The organism is Phyllobacterium sp. NPDC097923, assembly GCF_044760925.1.
Taxonomy (GTDB): Bacteria; Pseudomonadota; Alphaproteobacteria; order Rhizobiales; family Rhizobiaceae; genus Phyllobacterium; species Phyllobacterium calauticae.
Genome location: NZ_JBIWBL010000001.1, coordinates 1,986,112 through 2,009,045, shown reverse-complemented (window position 1 = coordinate 2,009,045; position 22,934 = coordinate 1,986,112). Strand labels below are relative to the sequence as shown.

At 59.8% G+C, this 22,934-nt stretch carries 20 protein-coding genes; 7 read left to right on the top strand and 13 right to left on the bottom strand.

Annotation, left to right across the window (positions count from 1 at the left end; all coding sequences use genetic code 11):
* Positions 1-25: 25 nt before the first annotated feature.
* Positions 26-1,189: a TDT family transporter gene (locus tag ACIQWS_RS10225; RefSeq protein ID WP_403176010.1), complete on the top strand. Its 1,164-nt coding sequence runs from the start codon at positions 26-28 to the stop codon at positions 1,187-1,189.
* Here ACIQWS_RS10225 and ACIQWS_RS10220 read toward each other — a convergent pair.
* Positions 1,186-2,211 (bottom strand): bile acid:sodium symporter family protein, encoded by a 1,026-nt coding sequence (locus ACIQWS_RS10220; RefSeq protein WP_403176007.1) that lies wholly within the window; start codon positions 2,209-2,211, stop codon positions 1,186-1,188. The two genes, ACIQWS_RS10225 and ACIQWS_RS10220, sit on opposite strands and share 4 nt — an antisense overlap.
* Before the next feature lie 92 nt (positions 2,212-2,303).
* Between ACIQWS_RS10220 and ACIQWS_RS10215 the strand changes: the two genes are divergently transcribed.
* On the top strand, positions 2,304-3,164 hold the full coding sequence (locus ACIQWS_RS10215; RefSeq protein WP_403176003.1) for a LysR family transcriptional regulator: 861 nt from the start codon (positions 2,304-2,306) through the stop codon (positions 3,162-3,164).
* Here the strand turns inward: ACIQWS_RS10215 and ACIQWS_RS10210 are convergent.
* The 4 genes from ACIQWS_RS10210 to ACIQWS_RS10195 form a co-directional block, all read right to left on the bottom strand.
* Positions 3,161-4,960: a GGDEF domain-containing protein gene (locus tag ACIQWS_RS10210; protein WP_403175998.1), complete on the bottom strand. Its 1,800-nt coding sequence runs from the start codon at positions 4,958-4,960 to the stop codon at positions 3,161-3,163. The genes ACIQWS_RS10215 and ACIQWS_RS10210 overlap by 4 nt on opposite strands.
* A gap of 147 nt (positions 4,961-5,107) precedes the next feature.
* Positions 5,108-6,901 (bottom strand): chloride channel protein, encoded by a 1,794-nt coding sequence (locus tag ACIQWS_RS10205; RefSeq protein ID WP_403175995.1) that lies wholly within the window; start codon positions 6,899-6,901, stop codon positions 5,108-5,110.
* 98 nt (positions 6,902-6,999) lie between these two features.
* Positions 7,000-7,302 carry a hypothetical protein gene (locus tag ACIQWS_RS10200; RefSeq protein ID WP_346307820.1) on the bottom strand — a complete coding sequence of 101 codons (303 nt, stop codon included), beginning with the start codon at positions 7,300-7,302 and terminating at the stop codon, positions 7,000-7,002.
* A gap of 223 nt (positions 7,303-7,525) precedes the next feature.
* On the bottom strand, positions 7,526-8,146 hold the full coding sequence (locus ACIQWS_RS10195; protein ID WP_403175990.1) for a hypothetical protein: 621 nt from the start codon (positions 8,144-8,146) through the stop codon (positions 7,526-7,528).
* A 294-nt stretch (positions 8,147-8,440) separates the two neighbouring features.
* Between ACIQWS_RS10195 and ACIQWS_RS10190 the strand changes: the two genes are divergently transcribed.
* Together ACIQWS_RS10190 and ACIQWS_RS10185 are read left to right on the top strand one after the other, a co-directional pair.
* Entirely contained in the window at positions 8,441-9,355 is a 915-nt protein-coding gene (locus ACIQWS_RS10190; protein WP_403175985.1) for a GntR family transcriptional regulator, read from the top strand.
* 339 nt (positions 9,356-9,694) lie between these two features.
* Positions 9,695-11,071, top strand: a complete 1,377-nt coding sequence (locus tag ACIQWS_RS10185; RefSeq protein ID WP_346307817.1) for an aminotransferase — start codon at positions 9,695-9,697, stop codon at positions 11,069-11,071.
* 62 nt (positions 11,072-11,133) lie between these two features.
* Here the strand turns inward: ACIQWS_RS10185 and ACIQWS_RS10180 are convergent, their stop codons facing one another.
* Both ACIQWS_RS10180 and ACIQWS_RS10175 read right to left on the bottom strand, forming a co-directional pair.
* Positions 11,134-12,084, bottom strand: coding sequence for a hypothetical protein (locus tag ACIQWS_RS10180; RefSeq protein ID WP_346307816.1), 951 nt, complete (start codon positions 12,082-12,084; stop codon positions 11,134-11,136).
* Between the two features lie 140 nt (positions 12,085-12,224).
* Positions 12,225-13,334 (bottom strand): OmpA family protein, encoded by a 1,110-nt coding sequence (locus tag ACIQWS_RS10175; RefSeq protein WP_346307815.1) that lies wholly within the window; start codon positions 13,332-13,334, stop codon positions 12,225-12,227.
* 245 nt (positions 13,335-13,579) lie between these two features.
* Between ACIQWS_RS10175 and ACIQWS_RS10170 the strand changes: the two genes are divergently transcribed.
* Positions 13,580-14,512, top strand: a complete 933-nt coding sequence (locus tag ACIQWS_RS10170; RefSeq protein WP_346307814.1) for a LysR family transcriptional regulator — start codon at positions 13,580-13,582, stop codon at positions 14,510-14,512.
* Between the two features lie 50 nt (positions 14,513-14,562).
* Here the strand turns inward: ACIQWS_RS10170 and ACIQWS_RS10165 are convergent, their stop codons facing one another.
* Both ACIQWS_RS10165 and ACIQWS_RS10160 read right to left on the bottom strand, forming a co-directional pair.
* The gene (locus tag ACIQWS_RS10165; protein ID WP_346307813.1) at positions 14,563-16,440 is read right to left on the bottom strand and encodes a TRAP transporter large permease subunit; all 1,878 of its coding nucleotides are present in this window, start codon (positions 16,438-16,440) and stop codon (positions 14,563-14,565) included.
* A gap of 8 nt (positions 16,441-16,448) precedes the next feature.
* Positions 16,449-17,462 carry a TRAP transporter substrate-binding protein gene (locus ACIQWS_RS10160; RefSeq protein WP_346307812.1) on the bottom strand — a complete coding sequence of 338 codons (1,014 nt, stop codon included), beginning with the start codon at positions 17,460-17,462 and terminating at the stop codon, positions 16,449-16,451.
* A gap of 329 nt (positions 17,463-17,791) precedes the next feature.
* On the opposite strand from ACIQWS_RS10160, the gene ACIQWS_RS10155 reads away from it, so the two are divergent.
* Positions 17,792-18,466, top strand: coding sequence for a GntR family transcriptional regulator (locus tag ACIQWS_RS10155; RefSeq protein ID WP_223613010.1), 675 nt, complete (start codon positions 17,792-17,794; stop codon positions 18,464-18,466).
* A 3-nt stretch (positions 18,467-18,469) separates the two neighbouring features.
* On the opposite strand, the gene ACIQWS_RS10150 is transcribed toward ACIQWS_RS10155, so the two are convergent.
* The 3 genes from ACIQWS_RS10150 to ACIQWS_RS10140 are packed head-to-tail and all read right to left on the bottom strand — an operon-like array spanning position 18,470 to position 20,330.
* Complete coding sequence (locus ACIQWS_RS10150) at positions 18,470-19,762, bottom strand: MFS transporter (protein ID WP_403175957.1); 1,293 nt, start codon at positions 19,760-19,762, stop codon at positions 18,470-18,472.
* Positions 19,763-19,803: 41 nt separating this feature from the next.
* Entirely contained in the window at positions 19,804-19,929 is a 126-nt protein-coding gene (locus ACIQWS_RS10145; RefSeq protein ID WP_346307810.1) for a hypothetical protein, read from the bottom strand.
* Positions 19,926-20,330: a VOC family protein gene (locus ACIQWS_RS10140; RefSeq protein WP_403175952.1), complete on the bottom strand. Its 405-nt coding sequence runs from the start codon at positions 20,328-20,330 to the stop codon at positions 19,926-19,928. Before ACIQWS_RS10140 ends, ACIQWS_RS10145 begins: the two co-directional genes overlap by 4 nt.
* A 149-nt stretch (positions 20,331-20,479) precedes the next feature.
* On the opposite strand from ACIQWS_RS10140, the gene ACIQWS_RS10135 reads away from it, so the two are divergent.
* Entirely contained in the window at positions 20,480-21,151 is a 672-nt protein-coding gene (locus ACIQWS_RS10135) for an HAD family hydrolase (protein WP_403175949.1), read from the top strand.
* A 170-nt stretch (positions 21,152-21,321) separates the two neighbouring features.
* On the opposite strand, the gene ACIQWS_RS10130 is transcribed toward ACIQWS_RS10135, so the two are convergent.
* A complete protein-coding gene (locus ACIQWS_RS10130) occupies positions 21,322-22,863 on the bottom strand; it encodes a malonyl-CoA synthase (RefSeq protein WP_403175944.1) in 1,542 nt (513 codons plus the stop codon).
* Positions 22,864-22,934: the final 71 nt, after the last annotated feature.

Below are 22,934 nucleotides of genomic sequence, written 5' to 3'. Positions count from 1 at the left end.
GGCGCTTGCTAAGGATGCTCTGCCAATGACGCAGAGATTCATCATGACCACGCTTGACACCTCGACACGCTCCGTTCCCCGTTCGATTGCGCCCAAAAGACTGGGTATTGTCCGTCAGTTCACGCCCAACTGGTTTGCAACGACGATGGGGACGGGCATTCTTTCCGTTGCCTTGGGGCAATTCCCCGGCCAAGCCGCGGTGTTCGCCCTGGGCGAGGCGCTGTGGCTGGGTAATATGATGCTCTTCGCCGCCTGCAGCCTGGCCTATGTCACCCGTTGGCTCCGCTATCGCCAAGAGGCGAAGCGGGTGTTCGATCATCCCGTCATGTCGATGTTCTTCGGCTGCATTCCCATGGGGCTTGCGACCATCATCAACGGTTTCCTGGTGTTCGGTATTGCCCGGCTGGGCGAGAGCGCCATTGCCATCGCCTATGCGCTCTGGTGGCTGGACGTGGTCCTTTCCGTCGGAATCGGCCTTGCCATACCGTTCATGATGTTCACCCGGCAATCCCACGCGATGGAACAGATGACGTCCGTCTGGCTTCTGCCGGTGGTTGCCTGCGAAGTTGCGGCGGTCAGTGGCGGCCTGCTCCTGCCGCACATTACCGATGCATCCACGAAGCTCTCCGTCCTTCTTGCCAGCTATGTGCTCTGGGCCTTGTCCGTGCCGCTGGCGATGTGCATTCTCGTTGTGCTGTTCCTGCGCATGGCGCTGCACAAGCTGCCGGCGCCGAATATGGCCGCGTCGATCTGGCTTGCCCTCGGACCGATCGGGACCGGCGCACTCGGCATGTTCGTGCTCAGCGCCAATGCGCCCGACATCCTCACCGCCCATGGATTGGGCGCTGTCGCCAGTGCTGTCTCCGGCGCGAGCCTGCTTGCCGGCGTAATCCTCTGGGGCTACGGCCTGTGGTGGCTGGCCATGGCCGTGATGATCACCATCCGGTATTTCCGCGACGGCATTCCGTTCAACATGGGCTGGTGGGGCTATACATTCCCGCTGGGCGTCTATGCCGTGGCGACCCTGCGTCTGAGCCATATTTTCCCGGTTGCCAGCATTGGCCTGTTTGCGGAAGTGCTGGTGATCGCCCTTGCCATGGTCTGGCTCGTGGTCAGCGCGCGCACGCTTCGCGGTGTCTGGCTCGGTCAGGTCTTTGTCGATCCGAGCCTGGAAACCCGCGCCACCTAACCGGCAGCGCTTGTTGCAGCCTTTTTATCCCCGGCGGATTGGACCAATGCCGCGGATGCCTGTTTCTTGCGGGCATCCGCATAGCGCTGAGCAATGACGGCACATGCCATCAGCTGGATCTGGTGAAAGAGCATCAGCGGCAGCACGATGCTGCCGATGTTCTGTCCGGCGAAGATCACCGTGGCGATGGGCACGCCGCTGGCAAGGCTCTTCTTCGAACCGCAGAAGGTGATGGCGATCTCGTCCTCCTTGGAGAAACCCAGCCAGCGGCTGCCATACATGGTCGTGAGCAGCACAAGTGCCAGAAGCACGATGTTGACGGCAATGACCACGCCGAGATCGCGCAGCGACATGGTCTTCCATAGGCCTTCATTCACCGACTCGCTGAAGGCGAGATAGACCACCATCAGAATGGAGCCGCGATCCACCGGCATCAGGATTTTCTTCTTGCTGCGGATGAAATCGCCGATCCATGGCTGCAGCACCTGTCCGAGGATGAAGGGCGCCAGCAATTGCAGCAGAATGGATTGCAGCGCATCCAGCGAAAACCCGGCGTGACCGCTGGCGGAAAACAGCACGCCCGCCAGAAGCGGCGTCAGGAACATGCCGAAAATATTCGAGGCGGATGCCGAGCAGATGGCGGCCGGTACATTGCCGCCGGCAATCGATGTAAAGGCGATGGACGACTGCACCGTTGAAGGCAGCACGCACAGAAACAGGATGCCCGTATAGAAGGCAGGCGGCAGGATTGTCGGCACAAGCACACCGGCAGCCAGGCCGAAAATCGGGAACAGCACGAAGGTGGCCGCGAGAATCGTCAGATGCAGCTTCCAGTGCAGGAACCCGGCAATGACCACATCCCGCGACAGGCGTGCGCCATGCAGGAAGAACAGAAGCCCGATGGCCACTTTCGTCGCCAGACCGAAATAACCGGCGGCGACGCCGCTGACAGGAAAAAACGATGCCAGCACGACGGTCGCAATAAGCATCAGGGTGAAATTGTCAGGCAAAAAACGGGACATGGTGGTCATTCCGGTACGATAGATTTGCGGCAGCATCCACTATCATGATATAGGATGCAAGGAATAACACTTATCATGATTCAGGATTTCATATGCTTGATCTCATGCAATTGCGCAGTTTCGTCGCCCTGGAGCAGATGGGCAGCTTTTCCATGGCGGCGAAAAAGCTGGGGCTTGGGCAGTCCACGGTCAGTCAGCACATCCAAAGGTTGGAGACGCAGCTTGGCCGCAGTCTGGTGCAGCGCGATACGCATCGTCTTGCCCTGACGCCGGATGGCGAGGCGCTGCTTGCCCATGCGCGGACCATGCTGACGATCAATGGCGAAGTGCAGGCGCTTTTCGCCGAGAACAGCTTGCGCGGCCATCTGCGCCTTGGCGTTTCCGAGGATTTCGTCACCAGCCGTTTGCCTGATGTGCTGGAGGATTTCGGCCGGGCGCACCCGTCCGTCGACCTGGAACTCACTGTGTCTCTGAGCGGCGTCCTTTACGAGATGCTCGACCGGGGCGAGATCGACCTGGTCCTGGCCAAGCGCCGCCTTGGCGATCCGCGCGGCGAACTGGTTTATCGCGAGCCGCTGGTCTGGCTGGCGCGCGATCCGGCGCGTCTGGTTGGAAAGCAGAAGGCGCTGCCGCTGATCGCCTTTCCGCCGCCGAGCATCACCCGACGGGTTGCGCTGGAGACGCTGGAAAAGCACCAGATTCCCTGGCGCATCGTCTGCACCTGCGGCAGCCTCAGCGGGCTGATTGCGGCAGCGAGAGCCGGCATGGGTGTTCTGGTGCAACCGCGCAGCATGGTTCCGGCAGGCTTGCAGGAGCTTCCCGCTGGCCGGCTGCCCACACTCGAGGACGTGGAATTCGTGCTGGTTCCACGCAAGGGCGCCGACGGCGAACTGATCGCGGCGCTGTCGAAGGAAATCCTGTCGAATGTCCGCAATTTCCAGAATGCCGGTTAAACTTCCGTCAGATTGCTGAACACCAGTCCCGACGGATTGGCCTTGGCTGAAGCCTTGATCGCCGCGATGGATGCGCTGACCCGATTGACATCCGCATGCATGAGGCCTTCGGCGATCTCCAGCACGGCGATGCTGCAGCGCATGAGCGGGAAGTGGCGCTCGCCGCCGGATCGGTCGTGGGCGCGGATCGCACCGGCGGCGCGGTCTTCCGGCGTATAGAGATCGAGCACATTGGTCTGGAAATCGCCCAAGAGCGCGGTCAGCCGTTCCTCGATTTCCGTCCGGCTGCCGCCGCTCATGCCGATGAAGAAGTCGTCACCACCGACATGGCCGAGGAACTTGTCTTCCCCGACAAAATGATGGCGGAGCAGCGAGGCAAACAGGCCAATGGCCAGATCGCCCTTCTGGAAGCCGTAATGGTCGTTGAACGGCTTGAAATTGTCGAAGTCGCAATAGCAGAAGAAGCGGGTCACCGAACTGTCCCGCATGATATCCTGCACGTAGTCGCGGATGGACCGGTTGCCCGGCAGGCCGGTCAGCGGGTTCTGGTCCTGTGCCGTCTTCAGCTGCTTTTCGTTGATGATTTTCAGCAGGGACGAGGCGGAGAGCACACCGGCATAGCGCAGGTTCTCGGTAAGGATCACGCAGTCGCTGCCGTCGATCCCGGCGAAAATCTTGAGCATCTGCTCGGCGGGCGTATCGAGATCGGCGATCGGGGTGCCGGTGACGAAATGCGAGATGCCGCGCTGATAAATGCGGTTCTTCAGGAGATCGCGGCCGAACGGATGATAGATCATCGCCTTGACGTGGTATTCGTGCAAAACACCGCGCGGCTCGTCATTGGCGCTGAGCACCGGAAAAAAGCTCTGCTGCGGGTTTTTGCGGAAAAGCTCGAAGACATTGTCGAGATCGTCATTCTCGCGCACGGCGGGCAGGCGCTGCACCTGCGCCCGGATGAGAATGCTGTCGAGCGTCGTGGTTTGGCGGCGCCCGCTACCGGCCTGTTCCAGATGGGGATAAATATCCTGCAGCTCCCCGACATTGGTGGTGGGGCGCGCGATGTAATATCCCTGGACGAGATCGCAGCCGAGATCGCGGCAGACAATATATTCGGCTTCGGTCTCCACGCCTTCAGCGATGACGCGTGCACCAAGCATATGCCCCATCTGCACAATCTGCTTGACGATGTGGCGTTTGCGCGGGCTGGCATCGAGGCCAGAGATGAAGTGGCGGTCGATCTTCACATAGTCTGTCGGATAATCGCAAAGCAGTTTCAGCCCGTTGAACCCAACGCCGAAATCATCGATGGCAAGCTTGAAGCCGCCATGGCGCAGCTTGTTGATCAGTGCGGTGAACGCCGCATCCTTGGTGTTGTCGAAGCGCTCGGACAGTTCGAAACAAATGGAGGAGGGGCGGATGCCGGCCTTGATCAGCTGCTGGGTCAGGCGCTCGATGAAATTGGTGCCCAGGCTGATCAGGCGTGCATCGATATTGATGAACAGCATGCGGTGGGTGAAGCCGGGCAGGCCGGAAAACCCGGCAAAGGCCCGGCCATTGATCATCTGTTCCAGTTCGGCCAGCTGGCCGACATCATGCGCCTTGTCGAGCAGTTCGGGCGGCGAACCGAAACCCAGCCGGTCAAACCCGCGCATAAGCGATTCATAGCCGAAGGTCGCCCCCGTTGCCGCCTCGACGATGGGCTGGAAAGCGGTTTCTATGGCCAGCTTGGCGAGGGTCACGAGCTGATCGTCACCAAAACGGCGCAGGACCAGCATTTCGGCAGGTTGGAAGGACATGGGGTACTCCGGCATGGATGCAAATTGCAGCCGGATAATTTCCGCCTATCCTTGAATATTCCGTTTCTGCCAGATGACAGTTTTATGAAGTTTGCCGCAGGTATCGGGCCGGGGCGTGCCGGTGGTGGTTTCAGCGCGTTTCCGGCCTCACAGTTCACCCGAAATCTCCCGCCGCCGCTGGTCGAGTTCTTCGCTGTAGCGGCGCAGCGTATGGCTTTCGGTGAGAAGCCCGACGACGTTGCGCTCGATGAGGTTGTCGATGACGGCCAGCGCTTCGCTTTCCGTCTTGTCGAAGATGCCGACCGCCTGCTTGGCATTCATCTGCGGGTGCAGATAATCGCTCTGGTATTTCATCAGGCTGCCGATTTCCTGGGTACACGCCGATTCATCGACAATTTCCGAATGGGCTTCGGGTACGAGAACAATACCGGCATATTTGCCCGCATCGTCGAGAACCACGACGCGCTGGGTGGAGCCAAGGGGAAAATCGTGGCGGAAATCGGCGATGGTCATATGCGTCGATGCGGTGCGCACATCCCGGCGCATCAGACGGTCGACGGTGAGATTGCGGATCCAGCCGACATCGTGGGCGCTGCGGATGCTTTCCCCACGCAGATGAAAGCGCCACGTGGCGAAGGAATAGCCAAAGGTGTTGCGCACGGTCAGCGACGCGGTGATGACGGCGGCCAGAACCAGCGCGGTGATCGGAAAATCCCCGGTGATTTCCAGAGCCAGGAAGGTCATGGTCAGTGGTCCGCCAATGACGGCGACCGCAAGGGAACTCATACCGACCACGGCGTAGATTACCGGTGTCAGCGTGGCATGCGCAAAAATGAAGGGCGCGGAGTAAGCGAATATCTTGCCGAGCAACGCCCCCATGAACAGCGACGCGAAAAACAGACCGCCGCGAAAGCCAGAGCCGATGGACACTGCCGAGGCCGTCGATTTGAGCAGGAGGATGCCAAGCAGCGAGGCAATGGTTGCGGTATGATCGAGATTGAGGTGCAGGGCACCATGACCGCCGGACAGCACCTGCGGCGAAACCAGTGCGAGCGCACCCACGACAGCTCCGCCGATCGCCGGACGGATCGATGATGGAACCGAGCTTTTGCGGGCGAGTTCCTCGACAAAGGAGACGCCCTTCATCAGCAGGATGCCTGCACCGGCGCAGAGAATGCCGAGCAGCAGGGCGGGCACATAATCGGCGGTAACGACAGTGCCGAAACTGCCGACGTCAATCATGAAATCGCTGCCGACAAGAGCGCGCGCGACAATGGTGGAGACAAGGGCGGACACGACAACCGGCGCGAGGCTGGTGATGGTGTAGGAGCCGATGATCAGCTCGAAGGCGTAGAACGATCCGGTGAGCGGCGCGTTGAACGCCGCGGAAATGGCGCCCGCTGCGCCGCATCCAACGAGAATGCGCAGTTCAGCCCGGCGCAGCTGCAGCGACAGGCCAAGTTTCGAGGCCAGGCCCGATGCCAGCTGGGTATAGCCGGCTTCCAATCCCACGGATGCGCCAAAACCATTGGATATGACATTCTGCACCGCGACAATGATGCTGTCGTTGAGGGAAAGACGGCCGCCATGCAAGGCGTTGGCTTCGATGGGATCGACCATGGGGCGCTTGCGCCAGCGGGCCAGGATCAGCACCAGAATTCCGAGCAGAATGCCACCGGCGAGCGGAGCGGAAAAAACGATCATCTGATCCAGCGCGCTCATGGAACTCAGGCGTTCGCCTTCTTCGATCTTGAAAATGAGCTGATGCATTTCCTGGGTGATCAGGCTCATGCCCGTGACCACGACACCCGCAACCAGACCGATCAGTGCAGCGGCCAGAACAAGCCCGAGCTCGCTGCCGCGCGCAAAGGCCCGGAGCCGGCTGGGTGCCAGAAGAATGGAAAGGACACCGAGGCGGCGAATGTTGAATTTTCGGAGCATTTTAGACTGCAGGGACGAGGAAAGTTGCCCGTGCAGGTTTATACCCAAGGCGCTGCCACGTCAAAACAAGAGGCACGCCAAGCGACCGGATTTTGGCTTCAGCCGCGTGTGTAACCGGGCCGGTACGGCGCGCTGGGCCCTGGCTTCACCAGGGCAGCCTTGCGTGCTGCCGCTTCGGCCTGTTCGCGGCGTAGCTGATGGGCTCGCGCAGCATCGAGCGTCAGGCGCAGTTCAAAATTCTTGCGGACCGCACGGTCAAGCGAAAGCGCAGCAAGCCGCGTCACATCCGATACGCCTGATGTATAGATCTGCAGGACGATGAGGGAGATTTCCTGCGCATAGACCTTTGAGCGCGGGCCAAGATCCAGCATGCGGAAAGCTTCAGCATAAGCCTTTCGCATGATTGCCAGGTCTTGCGGCGAGTAGACCGGTCCCGCTGAATCGCAAAAAATCATTTTTACCCCCGAAACGGCACGCAAAACATGCCGTCACAACCCAATCAGCCCGTCACCAAACTATTGGTAATAGGCGCGGAGAACAACTGGAAATTGCGCGGAGACATGCAGCCCATTGCAACGACCGTTGATGGGCTGATGCGGTGGCGTGAATTCGACGCCTGTCCCGTCAGTGCGGGCAGGTCTGCGGCTGTCCGTTCAAGCCCTGATGCTTGATTTCGAACGTCGATTTTGACGTTTCGCCGTTTCGTGTGATCGTGACGACATAGATGCTGTCAAAATCATCTTTCTGCCATTTCGGCACGGCTCCGGCGTCGCCATTGTTGGCTTCGAGAAGGTCGCTGACGATATTGTCGATTTTCTTGTGTTCCCAGGCGACCAGAATGCGGGCATTGCGCAATTTTTGCTTGCTCAGGGCCTTGGTAAGGTCCTTGCGCTCGGACACGCCGATGCTTGCGTTGACCGGCAGGTCGAATGAGATGGCCGTCGGCTCGATCGTGGCCAGAGGGCGGATGTAGTCATAGTTCTCGCCGCCGTCTTCCTTCTGATCGGAGGGGTTCGGTGCGAAAATATAATCGGGCTTGCCCAGTGTCCTGGCAATCACCGGGGGAAGGGCGAGGGCGCGATTCAATCCCTGGCAATTGAGCTGGCCCAGGCCTTTTTCCGGCTTTTCACCATGCCTGATAAAGGCAATCGTCTGGACGCTGTCGCTGCTCCAGGCGGGCGCCGTGCCGGCGGTCAAAGCCAGCATGGCAATTGCGGTGAGTGATCCGAATAAGCGTAGAGCCATGGTTGATTCCTTCCTTTTGCCAATTCCTATTCCGGCTAACATGGAAGCGCTACAGGATTCTTCGAGCGGCAACCCGTCAGGGCATGCAGGCATGGACATGGACCAATGCCATGATCTGGACGGATGAATGCCGTCGCGCCAGCCTGGAGATATCCCCATTGCGGTCCGCAAACGAACAAATGTGATGATTTGAAGCAGAAAAGTGCGTTTTTATGTTGGAAATGACCGTATAAGGATTGATAAAAGTTCTTTGTTGGGAAAAAGTACAATTAATATTACAAGGGGTATTGGAACTTGACCAAGCACACACCACTTCAGACACGGATTCGCGATCAATTGCAACGACGGTTCGGCGAGGACCTGCATGTCGGCGACCGGGTGAATGAGGCGGAAATTGCCGATGCCCTGGGGATTTCGCGCACGCCCGTGCGCAAGGTGCTCTGGCAGCTGCAGAATGAAGGTGTCGTCAGCTACGAGCAGCACCGCGGGTTTCGCCTCGCGGATGCAAGCGCCGACGTGTTTGATACGGATGCCGAGAAGAATGAGCTGCTGGATGAAAGGGTGATGCGCGACATGGCGCTCGGCCAGCTCGGCAGCGTGATCAGCGAGCGGGCGCTGATGCAGAAATATACGGTTCCGCACGGCATTCTCATGTCGACCCTGCGTCGGCTGATGCGCGACCAGCTGGTCGAACCGTCCGTCGGTCACGGATGGATTTTTGCCGACGTCAGTGCCACTGCCCTGGAGAGCGGATACAAGTTCCGCCAGATTCTTGAACCGGCCACCATTCTGGCCGATCCCTACTTCGTTGACGTCGAGGCCTTTCAGGCGATTGACCGCGACCATGCCAATACAATCGCCAATATCGAAAAAGTTGATCAGCGCCGGCTTTTCGATCTGGATGCCAAATTTCACCGGCTGATCGCGCTCGGCGCCAAGTCTGCGCATCTGGTTGACGCCATCGAGCGCCAGAACAATATCCGGCGGGTCAACGAATATATCGGGTTTGTCCGGCTCGACCGCATCCGCGACTCCCTCGGTGAGCACCGCAACATCATCGCAGCCCTGCTGCGCGGCGAGAGGCAGGTGGCTGCGGCCCTGATGCGGCTGCATCTGCAAATCTCTAGGGATGAGACATTCAAGTACATCGAGGACGATCTTGAGCGGGTCCGGGCGGGGGATTTGCATCTTTCCCTGGAAAAGGACTGATACGTCACCCGCCGGTCGCGGCACCGTGCTGATCCGCAGACAGGACACCGGTGTTCTGCTTGGGTCGCTTCCGTATTTATCTAAAGTATAGTGCAATAGAGAATTTTCACACTGGTATCGCCTGATGCCGGGCTAAATCCCCATTTCAAGAAACATCGTAGTGAATACACCGGAAAGCGGACGTGTTTATGCCGAACCGCGAGATGTTGTTGCGATATCTGGTTCGTCGAGGTGGCGATACTCGCAATAACAAAAAGCATTTTATATTGACAAAATGCAATATGTGAATTCTCATGAAGTGCAGATGCGATCAACGCATCGTTACTTCTGGAGGGATTCATGGACGCAACAGTACAGTCTTGGGAGCGCCGGGAACTTGGCAGCTTCTTTCATACATTCTCGGATCTGGCATCGCTGCGGGAGGATGGACCGGCCATCGTCGAGAAAGGCGATGGCGCCTATATCTTCGACACCGCAGGCAAGCGCTATTTCGAGGGCAACTCCGGCCTTTGGAACATGACGCTGGGATTTTCCGAAACGCGCCTGGCCGACGTTGCCGCCCGGCAATATGCGCAGTTTCCCGGTTATCACACCTTCTTTGGCCGGAACTCGAAGCCCACCGTTGCTCTGGCCGAGCGCATGCTTGAACTGGCGCCGGTGCCGATGAGCCGTGTCTTTTTCACAAACTCGGGCTCGGATGCCAATGAATCCGTCATCAAGCTCCTGTGGATGATGTGGGCGGCGGAAGGCCAGCCCAGACGGCGCAAGCTGCTGACACGCAAGAACGCCTATCATGGCGCCACCGTCATGGCCTCGGCGTTGACGGGCAAGGATTACGTGCGGGCCTTCGGTCTGCCCAATGCCGAGATCGTTACCCTTGACTGTCCGCATAGCTGGCGTTTTGCGCTGCCGGGTGAAAGCGATGAGGACTATTGCGCCCGGCTTGCCGCCCGGCTCGAACAGCAGATTTTGGCGGAAGGCCCGGAGACCATCGCCGGCATGTTCGCCGAGCCCGTGATGGGGGCGGGCGGTGTCATCGTGCCGCCGGATGGGTATTTCCGCATGATCCAGCCGGTTCTGCAGCGTTATGGCATCCCGCTCGTCGCCGATGAGGTGATCTGCGGCTTCGGCCGGACGGGGCATCTGTGGGGGGCGCAGGCGGTCGGCCTGCGGCCGGATATCATCGTGGCATCAAAGAGCATGTCGGCGGGTTATTTCCCGATGGGCGCCGTGATGCTGTCGGCCGACATGGACAAGCGGGCGACCGCCGCCTGCGAACGCTGGGAAGAGTTTCCGCATGGTTATACCACCGGCGGTCATCCCGTTGGATGCGCCATTTCGCTGGAAGCGATCCGCATCATCACGGAAGAGGGCATTCTCGACAACATTCGCACGGTCGGCCCGGTTTTCCAGGCCGGATTGCGCACGCTGGCCGAACACCCCATGGTTGGCGAGGCGCGCGGCCTTGGCCTGATGGGTGCGCTGGAGATGGTGGCGGACAAGAAAACCAAGACCGCCTATGCGGGGGAGTATCGCGTCGGGGACCGGATCGCCAAGGCGGCGCGCGATCTCGGCTTCATCATTCGTCCGCTCGGCGCCTCCGTGGTTCTGGCGCCGCCATTCATTGCCACGCTTGACCAGATCGGGCAGTTGCTGGATGTCCTGAAGCAGATTCTGGACGATGTTCATGCGGATGTGAGCAGGCATCACGCGTGAGATATTGCGGCCTGCTCCCGGGCATTCCTCTCCGGGTGCAGGCCGTCTTGTGTCCTGGCGGTTTATGCCGTTGCCGCCAGACCGGCATTTTCCTTGAGTTTTCTGAATTTGCCGGACAGTTGCGACAGCTTGGCTTCCCATTCGGGATTGGGCGACTGGCCTTCGATCGTCCGGAAAAACACCTGCATCATGCATGTGATGGCAAACGGTTCGATGAGGGCCGCCTTGACGGCCCAGGCAAAGATGAGGGCGAGAAGGAAACCGCCTGATGTCCAACCGCCTGGAATCCAGTAGAGCAGGGCCGCTGCCGGCGCCAGCATCACCAGGAACACGGCGATCGACAGGCCGTAGACGATGACGGTCAGGAACGCGGCGTTGCGCAGCATCGTTCCCGCATTCTGGCCGTAGAGCACCAGTGCCGACTGTGCCGATTGCCAGGGATTGGGGCTGCGGGTCCGGATGATGTAGGCAAGCATGACCTCGTCGATGAAGCCGACGGCGATGCGCAGGAATGCCCGGATCAGCGACATGAGCTGGTCGAGGCCGGGAAGGGGCAGAAAGGCTGCGATACCCTGCACCAGTCCGGTGATGGCCGTCAGCACACCCTTGATCAACTGGTCAACGGCAAAAAGGACGCTTGCCTCGGCAAACCGGTTTGCGACGATGCCTCTGGCGTACTGGATCTGCCCCTGATTGTCCGGCAATGGCCTGCCATCGAGGAGCTCCACCAGCACGGCAATATGCCCTGCCTTGACGACGTAGAGGATATATTCCCGCATGAGATAGAGTGCTCCTGCGGTCATACAGAAGCCCAACAGCCCGCCGATGAAGATGGAATTGGCTCGGAAATTTTCGTCGCCGAGGCCGCCGATACCCCATCCGATACCGGCGCCGGTTGATGTGACAAGCACATAGGCGATGACCATGCCGAAATAGATCGCAATTCTAAGCGCGATGAACGGGGCCGTGCGCGCCATGAGGCCGAGTGAACGGCTGATACTGAAGTTCCACATGAGTGTCCTGCTTGATCTTTGAGAATGTACACCTGCTGGCGTGCCTGATTGCCATGTCGGCCATTCAACCGCCTGCGGAGATTAAAAGCTCTGAAACACATCGCGTTGGCGGCATTTGCGCCGCCAACGGATTGTGCGTGTTAGCGCATTTTGACGAGTTCAACGCGCCGGTTCTTTGAGCGGTTTTCCTCGGTTGCATTGCTTGCAGTAGGGGCAGACATGCCCGCACCGAAGGAGCGCAGCCGCCCGATCGCGATACCGTAGCGATCCGCCAGCGTTCTGGTCACCGATGCAGCCCGGCGCTTGGACAGGTCGACATTGTAGTCGAAATTGCCGACGTCATCCGTGTGGCCAACGATCAGAACATTGAGGTCCTGGTTCGATTTCATCATGTTGGCGATCTCCGCCAATGCGGCGTCGGATTCCGGCTTGATATCGGTCCGGTCTGTGTCGAAGAAAATGCCATAGAGCGCAACGCGGCCGCTGGTATCGAGGGCCGTTGCCATTTCGCGGGCATTGACGGTGACCATTTTCTGTTCACGCTTTTCCGGTTCCACCACGTTGACGAGGGCGATCGTCCGGTCGGTGAAACGGGCGCAATCGTCGGTGAAGCTCTTGGCAATGCGATAGGTATGGACCGTCGCATAGGCGTCCGCGCCGCCCTGCGGAAAGCTGGCTGCAAAAAAGCGCTGGTCATCGATCTTGTACGGCAGGGCCGAGCAGCCCAATGCATCATCGAATTTTGCCTGCAGCTTGCTTTCGTCGATGAAGTACATCATCAGGCTGGTGTCTTCATTGCCGCCCGTGGGGACGCGGGCCGACAGATCGGCGCTGCCGCCGCATTCTTCGCCCTTGCAGGAATAGAGAACCTTGCCGCCCTTCGCTGCGATTTCATCCTGATAGTTCCGCGTGACCTCGAGCGTGGAGCGGCCTTCGGGGGTGAGATAAATGAGCCGGGTCAGCTCGCCTTCGACCGTCTGCTTCTGCTTGGGCTTGAATATCTCCATATAGCTCTGTTCGGTCTTCTCGCCCGTGTCGACGAGCGGAGACAGCGGAAAGGTGAAGTCGGTGAATTTCTGGTGAAGATGGCTCAGGATGAGCGAGCCTTCATAGCGCTTCAGTGCCGGGCTGTCCGATGCGCCCGCAATGTCCTTCTTGGGCAGCGCTGTTTCCTGCGCCCATGCGGCTGTTGCCATCATGGCCACGATCAGGCTGGTGCGGACACATAATTTCGTGAAGTGGTTGAACATGATTTTTCCTGTCAATGGTCAGTTGAGTTGCATTCGCCAGGGTATGAGCCTGTGCCGCCGGGTGTTCATCGGTGGCTTGGCGATGTGGGGTGCAATCCGCGATTCCTGGGAGACTGTTAGGGATGGCGCCGCCTCATTTTGCATTTTACCGGGTTATAATACAAAAAATTGACTTGCCCGGAAACAAGGGGAGCTGATAGATAGGCCATCGAAACATGTAAAATGAAAACTTCTGGACGCGCATCATGAGCAAGATTCATATCAACCTGACCATGCTGAAGGCTTTGATTGCTATCGTGGAAGAAGGCGGGTTTTCCCGCGGCGCCGACCGGATCGGCGTAAGCCAGTCTGCCGTCAGCCACGCCATCCGCGGCCTGGAACTCGCGATAGGCGCACCGCTGATCGAGCGGCAGCGGGGCAATATGGAGCTGACGGCGATGGGCCAGAAAGTTGCCGAAGAAGCACGCGGCGTGCTGCAGGCCATTGAGCGGCTGCGGAAACTCGGCCAGAACCGGAATGTCTGCGGCACGGTGCGCGTCGGCGTTGTCGCCAGCATCGCGTCGCGGATTACGCCGGCGGCTTTGCGCGACCTGCGCCGCAATTTTCCCGATATCCGGCTCGATATCTGGGATGGAACTGACCAGGAAGTGCATGAATGGGTCAGAAATGGCCTGATCGACATCGGCATAGCCGGTATATGCGATGGTCTGAATGCCGAGCACTTCATGGAGGACAAACTGCTTCTCCTCGTTCCGCACGATCATGTCCTGGCCGGGCACGAGACCGTATTCCTGGCCGAATTGCAGGATGCCCGCTTTGTCGTATCGGCAACGGGGTGCGGACCGCAGATCGACGCGATGCTTGAGGAGGCCGGTGTTGCAATCGATGTTGTCGTGCGCGTGAGGGAAAAGGAAACGCTGTTTTCGATGGTCCGGTCCCATGTCGGCTTGGCCATGGTGCCTGAACTGGCGCTGCCGGCTATTGTCGATGGCTGTGTCGTGCGTCCGCTTGATCCGCCATTTTCCCGGAAACTGTTTCTGATGCACGGCGATGCCAGCCTGAACTCGTCTGCCCGGGCGGTGGCTGATGCGTTCAGGCGTGCTTCATGTAGCTTTGCTTTTTGTTTACCTGACGAAGCAATTCAGGACGATACCAGAATCGAGGAAAAGACGGCCTGACGCGGGGCTCGATCCCTCCCGCAAGGGATCGAGATTGCTGTGGTTCCCCGCTAGTGCACAAAGCCCATATGGCGCGGCAGCGACAATGTGATGTCCGGGATGAACGCGATCAGCAAGAGGCATATGAACAGGATCGCCAGATATTTGGCGATTGGCTTGACCGTCGCTTCCAGGGATACGCCGCCCACGGCACAACTCGTGTAGAGCCCGAGCCCCAATGGCGGTGCGAACAGGCCGAGCCCCATCGCGACGATGAGCACAATGCCGTAGTGCAGGGGATGGATGCCAAAGCTCTGCGCCACCGGAATGAGCAGCGGGCCGAAGATGATCAGGGCCGGTGCGCCTTCCAGTGCCGCCCCCATGACGATGAGGATCAGGATGGAGGCGACGATGAATGCCCAGGAGCCAGCACCGTGGCTGAGGTTGATCATGGCTTCCGCCAGCATGTGCGGCACCTGGTCGATGGTCAGCGAGAAGGCAACGGTCTGGGACGCCGCCACCACGAACAGGATCATACCGGCAAGCGTCGCGGAGCGGATGAACAGGTGTACTGTGCTGCGCCATGTCAGCTCCCGGAACACGAGGCGCCCGACCAGGAGCGCATAGGCCACGGCGAAGGCACCGATTTCAGTCGCCGTTGCAAAGCCGGAGCGGTAGCCGCCAAAAATGATGACGATGACACCAAGGCTGACTGCACCGCTCCATAGGAGATTGTTGAGACTACGGCCCGATGTTTCCACCGGGGCGGGCGGCGCTTTCTTGGAGAAGATGATGACGCCAAGGATGAGGGCTCCAGCCATCAGGATTGCCGGATAAATGCCTGCCGCAAACAGGCCGCCGATGGACAGGTTCGCCACATAGCCGAGAATGATGAGGTTGATGCAGGGCGGGATGGTTTCCGCCATGACGGCACTGGCCGCCAGAAGGGCCACGCCTTCGGAGGGATCATGGCCCGACCTCCGCATGGCCGGGATCATGACCGTACCGACGGCGGTCACATCCGCCAGCTTCGAGCCGGAAATGCCTGAAAACAGCACCATGCTGAGAATGGTGACGATGTTGAGCCCGCCCTTGCGCTCGCCGACACCCCGGCGCAGCAACTCAATCAGCCGCACCGACATGCCGTTCACTTCCATGGCAAGGCCAGTCAGGACAAAGAACGGTACGGCAAGCAGCACGAAATTGTCGATACCGCTGGATGCCTGCTGGGCAAACACCGCGAATGGAATGAAGCCATCGCCGAGAATGTAGAGCAAGGCGCCGACGCACAGTGAAAAGGCAATGGGAATGCCGCTGGACAGGCAAATGGCAAACCCGCCGAGCATGAGAACCAGCGGGCTGGGCGCATGATCAGGCAGAAGTGTTGACCAGAGTGTCACCACACCTGCCAGAACAAGAAGCCCGGCCAGGCCCATTGCGATATCCGCCCTGGGATAGGCCAGCAGCCGTGCCGCGGTGAAAATGGCCATGCAGAAGCCGCCGACAATAAGCGGATACATGAAGAGGTTTTGCGGCAGGCCGGTGGAGGTGACCTGCGTGGAGGCAGACTCGCAATATTCAATGGCGAAAACCGCCACGGCGAGTGTCACACCGAGTTCGATCCACAAACCGGCCGCTTCCACGCGGGATGCATGCTGCGGCGCCAGCTTGTCCCGCAGGATACGGATACCGACATGATTGCCCTTGGCGACCGCTGCAGCACCACCCAGGAAGGCGACGGTGATAAGCAGCATGCGTGCGACTTCATCGGCCCACAGAATGGTGTCGTTGAAGACAAAGCGCCAGAGGACGGCGATGATGACCAGCGCGAGATCGGCGGCCAGGGCGATGGCAGCAAGAATTTCGACGATGCGCAGGAGAGCGCCGACAAACGGCGCCCCCCTGACAGCTGGTGCATGGGCGGTGGGCAAGGCGGCCTCGACTGACATGGGCGACCTCAGGCCTTGGTGATGGATTCAAGCACGGGCTTGGTGCTCGGGTAGGCCTTGGCGAACTCGTCCCAGAGCGGCATGACAAGCTGCTTGAAGGCGGCACGGTCGACCTCGTGCGTCGTCACGCCATTGCCGCGCAGTTTTGCCAGCGCGCTGGCTTCGATCTCGTTTGCCTTGCTGCGCTGGAAGGCGGAGGCTTCCGCCGCGGCCTCGCGGAAGGCGGGCAGGTGTTCCGCCGGTATTTTGGACAGTGCGCGCCTGCCGATGACGATGGTCTGCGGATTGCAGATATGCTGGGTGAGGGAAATGTGCTTGGCCACCTCGTAGCACTTCAGCGCCAGGACAGTCGGTGCATCATGTTCCAGCCCGTCAATGACGCCCGTTTGCAGGGCGGTGTAGACTTCGCCCAGCGACATCGGCGTGGGCGAAGCCCCCATCGCCTTCAGCGTCGCGACGAAATTGGCAACCGGCAGAACGCGAATCTTCTGTCCCTTCAGCAGTTCGGGCGTGTTGGCGGGCTGGCGCGCCGTCACATTGCGTCCGCCAAGACTATAGGCCCAGCTGACCACCTCGACGCCAATCTTGTCGGCAAAAATGCCGTTCAGCACCTTGCCCGCGCTGCCATCGAGCACCGGTCCGGCCGCATCCATCGAATTGAAGAGATAGCCGAGATCGAGAACACCGATTTCCGGCGCAAGCGTGCCCCAGATGGAGGAGCCGGAAATCATCATGTCGACAATGCCGAGCTTCACCTGGCCGACAATGTCGGCTTCCTTGCCAAGCTGATTGTCGGGGAAATATTTGATCTCGACGGCATCGCCGGCCTTGTTCTTCAGGCTGCTCTGGAAGCGGTCATACCACAACCAGTGCGCCGAGTTCGGATCGGCGGGCAGGGACGACGACATGCGCAGGGTCACCGGGGCGGCTTCGGCGCGTGTCGCGCGGCCAAGAATGGCAAATGTTCCGGCACCGGCAAGGCCAAAGCCAAATGCACGGCGTGTCAGGCGAAAATCCTTCATAGTCTCTCCTCCACATCGGCCACTCCCCGTGGCCTTGATTGTTCCCGACGCCAGACATGATCGGCGTCACCCCATGCTGCCGTTCTTCCTCAGGACGGCTTCGGACACGATGGCGGACTCCTCAATCCGCCCGCCGTGTTGCTGGCTCTATGCACGCTTTGCTTGGTTCAGGCGGATTCCTGTGCGAAACAGCATGGGTGCCATGTTTATCCGGCACCGGATTCAGATTCACAAACAGGCCGTCGCTTGACCGCGGCTGGCACGGCATATACTAGTATGGTAGTATGATATGGTAATCGATGCAATGCAAGCGGATTGGAGGAGCAGGTTTGACGATTGATCTCAGCCGTGGTGGCTCAACGGCGCACCGGCTCGAAAAGGAGCTGCTCAGGGCCATTGTTTCGCTGGAATTATATCCGGGCGTGCGCTTGTCGGAGCAGGAGATTGCCGAGCGCTACGGCGTGTCGCGCCAGCCCGTGCGCGAAGCCCTGATCGCACTCAGCAAACAGCAGTTTGTCGAAGTGCTACCGCAGCGGGGCACGATGGTGGTCAAGATTTCCATTGCCAAGATGCGCGAGGCACGGTTTCTGCGCGAGGTCATCGAAAGTGCCGTTGTGCGCCGTGCCTGTGAAGCATTTGATCCGGCAAGCCGGGAAAAGATCGATGAGGCGCTTGAAGCGCAGGCGCGTGCCGCCGCGCGAACCGACCACAGCGCTTTCCAGAGATTCGACGAGCAGTTCCACATTGCGCTTGCGGAAGGCGCGGGCTGCCCCATGGCGTGGTCGGTCGTCGGCAACCTCAAGGCCCATATGGATCGGGCCTGCCAGCTTACCCTGCTGAATGCGGCAGCCATGCAGCTTCTCATCCAGCAGCATCAGGCAATTGTCACCGCCATCGATGCAGCCGATCCCGAAGCGGCGGAAGCGGCGATGCGCCACCACCTCACCGAAATATTGCGGGCTCTGCCGGAGGTCGAGAAAAACCATCCGGATCTGTTCGAATAAGGGTCAGCTTATCGCATCATGCCGGCTCGACTTCAGCTCCCGGCCGAGAAACAGGACCATGACTGCTGCTGCCGCAAGGCAGCAGGCAAGCACGCCCATACCGATCTGGAAACTGCCGGTACTCTGTTTGATCCAGCCGACGAGATAGGGACCGACGAAACCGCCGAGATTGCCGACAGAATTGATCAGCGCGATGCCGCCGGCCGCCGCCGTTCCCTGCAGGAAGACCGGTGGCATAGCCCAGAAGGGTCCGAGGCTCGCATAGATGCCGATGGAAGCGATGCCGAGACAGAGCAGGGCCACCAGATTGGACTGGAGATAGACGCTGCCGATGAAGCCGATGGCGCTGACCGCCGCGGCAATGGCGACATGCCAGACCCGTTCGCCGGTTTTGTCGCTGTGCCTGCCCCAGAGCAGCATTGCGATAGCGCTGACGAGATAGGGGAGCGCGGTGATGAAGCCGACCTGCGTGTTGGAAAAACCCATCGCCTTGATCATTTGCGGCAGCCACAGGCCGATGCCGTAGAGCCCGATCACGATGCCGAAATAGACAAGGCCGAGGAGCAGCACCCGCCTGTCGACCAGGGCAGGCCAGAGCCTGTGCTGGGCGCGGCCGGAATGGGCGAGGTGATCCTTGTCCAGTCTCTCCTGGACGATGCGGCGTTCGGTCAGTGTCAGCCAGGGTGCCTGCGCCGGGCCATTGGGCAGCAGGCGCAGCACCGCAAGGCCGAGCAGGCAGGACGGGATGCCCTCGATGATGAACAGCCACTGCCAGCCTTTCAGCCCCCAGGCATGCTCGATCCCGATGATCAGGCTGGAAAGCGGTGCGCCGATGGCGCTGGCCAGCGGCACCGCCGCCATGAACAGGCCGATGAATTTCGCCCGCTGCGCCGCCGGAAACCAGTAGGTGAGGTAAAGGATCATCCCTGGCAGGAAACCCGCCTCGGCAAGGCCGAGCAGAAAGCGCAGGATGAAGAAACTCCATGGCCCCTGTACAAAGGCCATCGCGGCGGAGACAAGCCCCCAGGTGATCATGATCCGGGCGATCCACAGCCGCGCCCCGACCTTCTCGAGAATGACGTTGCTGGGCACTTCAAACAGGAAATAGCCGAGAAAGAAGATGCCCGCACCCCATCCATAGACATAGGGTGTCAGGCCGACATCGTCATTCATGGTGAGGGCCGCAAAGCTGATATTCACCCGGTCGAGAAATGCGACGAGATAGAGCACCATCATGAAAGGAATGATGCGCAGGCTTATTTTACGGTACGGATCTACCGTTTCGTTCAGTGACATGCGTGCCTCCCAACCCACTGTCATGATCTGCCGCTTCTTTGTCAGGCCAGATCGATCGTCTTGTTCTTCAATTCCTGCAGAATCATCTCATTGATATCAGAAAAGATCCCGATCCGGCCATTGTTAGGATCACCGATCCAGAACTGCGTCAGACGCGTGATGCTCATGCGGGCAGCGCTGGCGCGTCGTGGTGGCAAACACAGATCTTGTTGCCGTCCGGATCGCGGAAATAGGCGCCGTAATAATGCGCGTGGTAATGCGGCCGAAGGCCGGGCGGGCCCTCGCAACGGCCGCCGCTGGCCAGAGCCAGGGCATGGATGCTGTCGACACTTGCCCGGTCCGGCGCCAGGAACGCAATCATCTGTCCGTTGCCGGATCGGGCCGGTTCCCCGTCAAAAGGCGTTCCGAGGAGAAAGAGCGGGCGCCCGCCATTCCGCGGCTGCCAGCCGGCCCACGGTTTCTGCGGGTCGGAAAAGCGCAGCCGATTGCCCAATATCTCCATGATCGGGGTGTAGAAGGCGACCGCGCGCGCGAAATCATTGGTGCCGACGTAAACATGCGAAAACATGGATGTCCCCCTTGGTCGCCCTGCGCTCCGGTTGTGGGGCTGCACAGCGCTGCCGGATTCGGATTTGCGCCGGAAATTAGCACGGCGGGCGTTGCGGGCAAGCGCTGCAATTGTGTATCGGTGGTTTTGCCCATGAAAGGAAATTCAAATTGTCTCCAACCACTTCCGCCGTTTTCAGCAAGCCGTTTGCGGCACTGCTTTTCGACATGGATGGCACGATCCTCAATTCGCTGGCTTCCGCCGAGCGCATATGGGGCAACTGGGCACGCCGCCGGGGCCTTGATGTGGAAGCGTTCCTGCCAACCATGCACGGCGTTCGCGGTGTCGACACGATCCGCCGGCTGGCTCTGCCGGGGGTGGACCCGGAAGCGGAGGCAGCGGAGATCGAGCGGGAGGAAATCGACGATGTTGAAGGTATCGTCGCGATTGTCGGAGCGGTGGCTTTTCTGAATTCCCTGCCGCCGCACAGCTGGGCGATCGTGACCTCAGCGCCCCTTGCATTGGCACAGCGGCGGCTGGAAGCTGCGGGTATTCCTGTTCCCCAAACGATGGTGACGGCCGAGGATGTGTCAGTCGGCAAGCCGAATCCGGAATGCTATCTGCTCGGTGCCGAAAAACTCGGGGTGGATATTGCGGATTGTCTGGTTTTTGAAGACGCGCCAGCCGGTATTCAAGCGGGTGAGGCGGCAGGTGCCGAGGTCATCGTGGTGACGGCGACGCAGGTGCACGCGATTGCGACCGCTCACCCGACAATCGCCAGCTACGACACCATCGCCGCCAGTGTCGGCACTGACGGGAAAATCTCCATCGTCAGCCGGTAGGGCGAAACGGGACTGGGCGTTCAGGCGTTCGCCCGGCTAGTGGAACGAATTTGACATTCGCATCCCATTTCACATGACGCGCAGCATGCGAATGTCGAATTCAAAGTTCCACTAGAATCTTATCGCTGCTAGTGGTCCTTTGATTCTGACATTTGCCTGAACGGGCTGTGTCAACGGGATGCAAATGTCAGAATCGGACCACTTGCATAGAGATTGCCGTACTGTTCGCGCAGCACATTCTTCTGCACCTTGCCCATGGTGTTGCGCGGCAGGTCATCGACGAAAATGATCCGTTTGGGCTGCTTGTAGCGCGCAAGGCGATCCTGCAGCGCGTCAAGAATGGCTTTCTCATCGATATCGGCGCCGGGGTGCCTGACCACGACGGCGGTCACGCCCTCGCCGAAATCCGGATGGGCAAGGCCGATCACCGCGCTTTCCACGACGCCCGGCAGTTGGTCGATTTCGGTTTCCACTTCCTTGGGATAGATGTTGTAGCCGCCCGATATCACCAGATCCTTGCCGCGGCCGACAATGTGCACATAGCCACCCGCATCGATCTTGCCGAGATCGCCGGTGATGAAGAAGCCGTCATCGCGGAACTCCGCCTTGGTCTTCTCCGGCATGCGCCAGTACCCCTTGAACACATTCGGCCCCTTGACCTCGATCATGCCGGTTGCATCGGCCGGGAGCATCGCGCCGGTTTCTGGATGGGTGATACGCACGGCAATGCCTGGAAGCGGGAAGCCGACCGTTCCGGCAATCCGCTCGCCGTCATAGGGATTGGAGGTGTTCATATTGGTTTCCGTCATGCCGTAGCGTTCCAGAATGGCATGGCCGGTGCGCTGCTGGAATGCGCGGTGCGTATCGGCAAGCAGAGGCGCCGAGCCGGAGATGAACAGCCGCATTCCCTGGACGGCATCGCGGGTCAATCCCTCATTCTGCAAAAGCCTGACATAAAAGGTGGGAACGCCCATCATGGTGGTGGCGCGCGGCATCAGCGACAGGATTTCCGCCGGGTCGAACTTCGGCAAGAGGAACATTGATGCGCCGGACATCAGGATGACGTTGGTGGCGACGAAAAGCCCGTGGGTGTGAAAGATCGGCAGAGCATGGATCAGGCGATCCTTGGCTGTGAACTGCCAGTAGGCCCGCAACGTCAGGGCATTCGACAGGAGATTGTCATGGGTCAGCATCGCGCCTTTGGAACGGCCTGTCGTGCCCGATGTGTAGAGGATGGCGGCGAGATCGTCCGGTGCTCTTGGACTGTCGGGAAAATCCGCCGGTTGACCGCTTGCGATATGCATGAGCGAGCCGCCGCCGTGGTCATCGAGCGTCTCAACCGATGCTCCATATTTCGATGCCACGGCCTTGATGCCATCGGCTGCCTGCGGAGTTGCCACGACGAGACGCGGTTCGGCATCACCGATGAAGTAGTCAAGTTCAGCGAGGGTGTAGGCGGTGTTCAACGGCAGATAGACCGCACCGCAGCGGATGCAGGCGAGATAGAGCATCAAGGCTTCGGCGCTTTTTTCCACCTGAACGGCCACACGGTCGCCGGGCACAACGCCCAGGTCGCCAAGGGTGCTCGCGATCTGGCCGGAGCAGCGCAGCATATCGCCATAGGTCCATGTGCGGCCGTTGCCTGTTTCAATGAACACCGTGTTACCGGCTGGAATGGCATGCCGGATGGCGTCAAACAGGTGGTTACTCATGAATTCAGTTCCTCGTCGTCTGCTCTGTTTTTGCCGCGGTACAAACGACTGTAGCAGAACAGAAACGATAC

Excerpts from the sequence above, each read along its gene's own strand:
- ACIQWS_RS10225 (WP_403176010.1), top strand. The coding sequence starts at position 26 with ATGACGCAGAGATTCATCATGACCACGCTTGACACCTCGACACGCTCC.
- ACIQWS_RS10220 (WP_403176007.1), bottom strand. The coding sequence starts at position 2,211 with ATGTCCCGTTTTTTGCCTGACAATTTCACCCTGATGCTTATTGCGACC.
- ACIQWS_RS10215 (WP_403176003.1), top strand. The coding sequence starts at position 2,304 with ATGCTTGATCTCATGCAATTGCGCAGTTTCGTCGCCCTGGAGCAGATG.
- ACIQWS_RS10210 (WP_403175998.1), bottom strand. The coding sequence starts at position 4,960 with ATGTCCTTCCAACCTGCCGAAATGCTGGTCCTGCGCCGTTTTGGTGAC.
- ACIQWS_RS10205 (WP_403175995.1), bottom strand. The coding sequence starts at position 6,901 with ATGCTCCGAAAATTCAACATTCGCCGCCTCGGTGTCCTTTCCATTCTT.
- ACIQWS_RS10200 (WP_346307820.1), bottom strand. The coding sequence starts at position 7,302 with ATGCGAAAGGCTTATGCTGAAGCTTTCCGCATGCTGGATCTTGGCCCG.
- ACIQWS_RS10195 (WP_403175990.1), bottom strand. The coding sequence starts at position 8,146 with ATGGCTCTACGCTTATTCGGATCACTCACCGCAATTGCCATGCTGGCT.
- ACIQWS_RS10185 (WP_346307817.1), top strand. The coding sequence starts at position 9,695 with ATGGACGCAACAGTACAGTCTTGGGAGCGCCGGGAACTTGGCAGCTTC.
- ACIQWS_RS10180 (WP_346307816.1), bottom strand. The coding sequence starts at position 12,084 with ATGTGGAACTTCAGTATCAGCCGTTCACTCGGCCTCATGGCGCGCACG.
- ACIQWS_RS10175 (WP_346307815.1), bottom strand. The coding sequence starts at position 13,334 with ATGTTCAACCACTTCACGAAATTATGTGTCCGCACCAGCCTGATCGTG.
- ACIQWS_RS10170 (WP_346307814.1), top strand. The coding sequence starts at position 13,580 with ATGAGCAAGATTCATATCAACCTGACCATGCTGAAGGCTTTGATTGCT.
- ACIQWS_RS10165 (WP_346307813.1), bottom strand. The coding sequence starts at position 16,440 with ATGTCAGTCGAGGCCGCCTTGCCCACCGCCCATGCACCAGCTGTCAGG.
- ACIQWS_RS10160 (WP_346307812.1), bottom strand. The coding sequence starts at position 17,462 with ATGAAGGATTTTCGCCTGACACGCCGTGCATTTGGCTTTGGCCTTGCC.
- ACIQWS_RS10150 (WP_403175957.1), bottom strand. The coding sequence starts at position 19,762 with ATGTCACTGAACGAAACGGTAGATCCGTACCGTAAAATAAGCCTGCGC.
- ACIQWS_RS10145 (WP_346307810.1), bottom strand. The coding sequence starts at position 19,929 with ATGAGCATCACGCGTCTGACGCAGTTCTGGATCGGTGATCCTAACAAT.
- ACIQWS_RS10140 (WP_403175952.1), bottom strand. The coding sequence starts at position 20,330 with ATGTTTTCGCATGTTTACGTCGGCACCAATGATTTCGCGCGCGCGGTC.
- ACIQWS_RS10130 (WP_403175944.1), bottom strand. The coding sequence starts at position 22,863 with ATGAGTAACCACCTGTTTGACGCCATCCGGCATGCCATTCCAGCCGGT.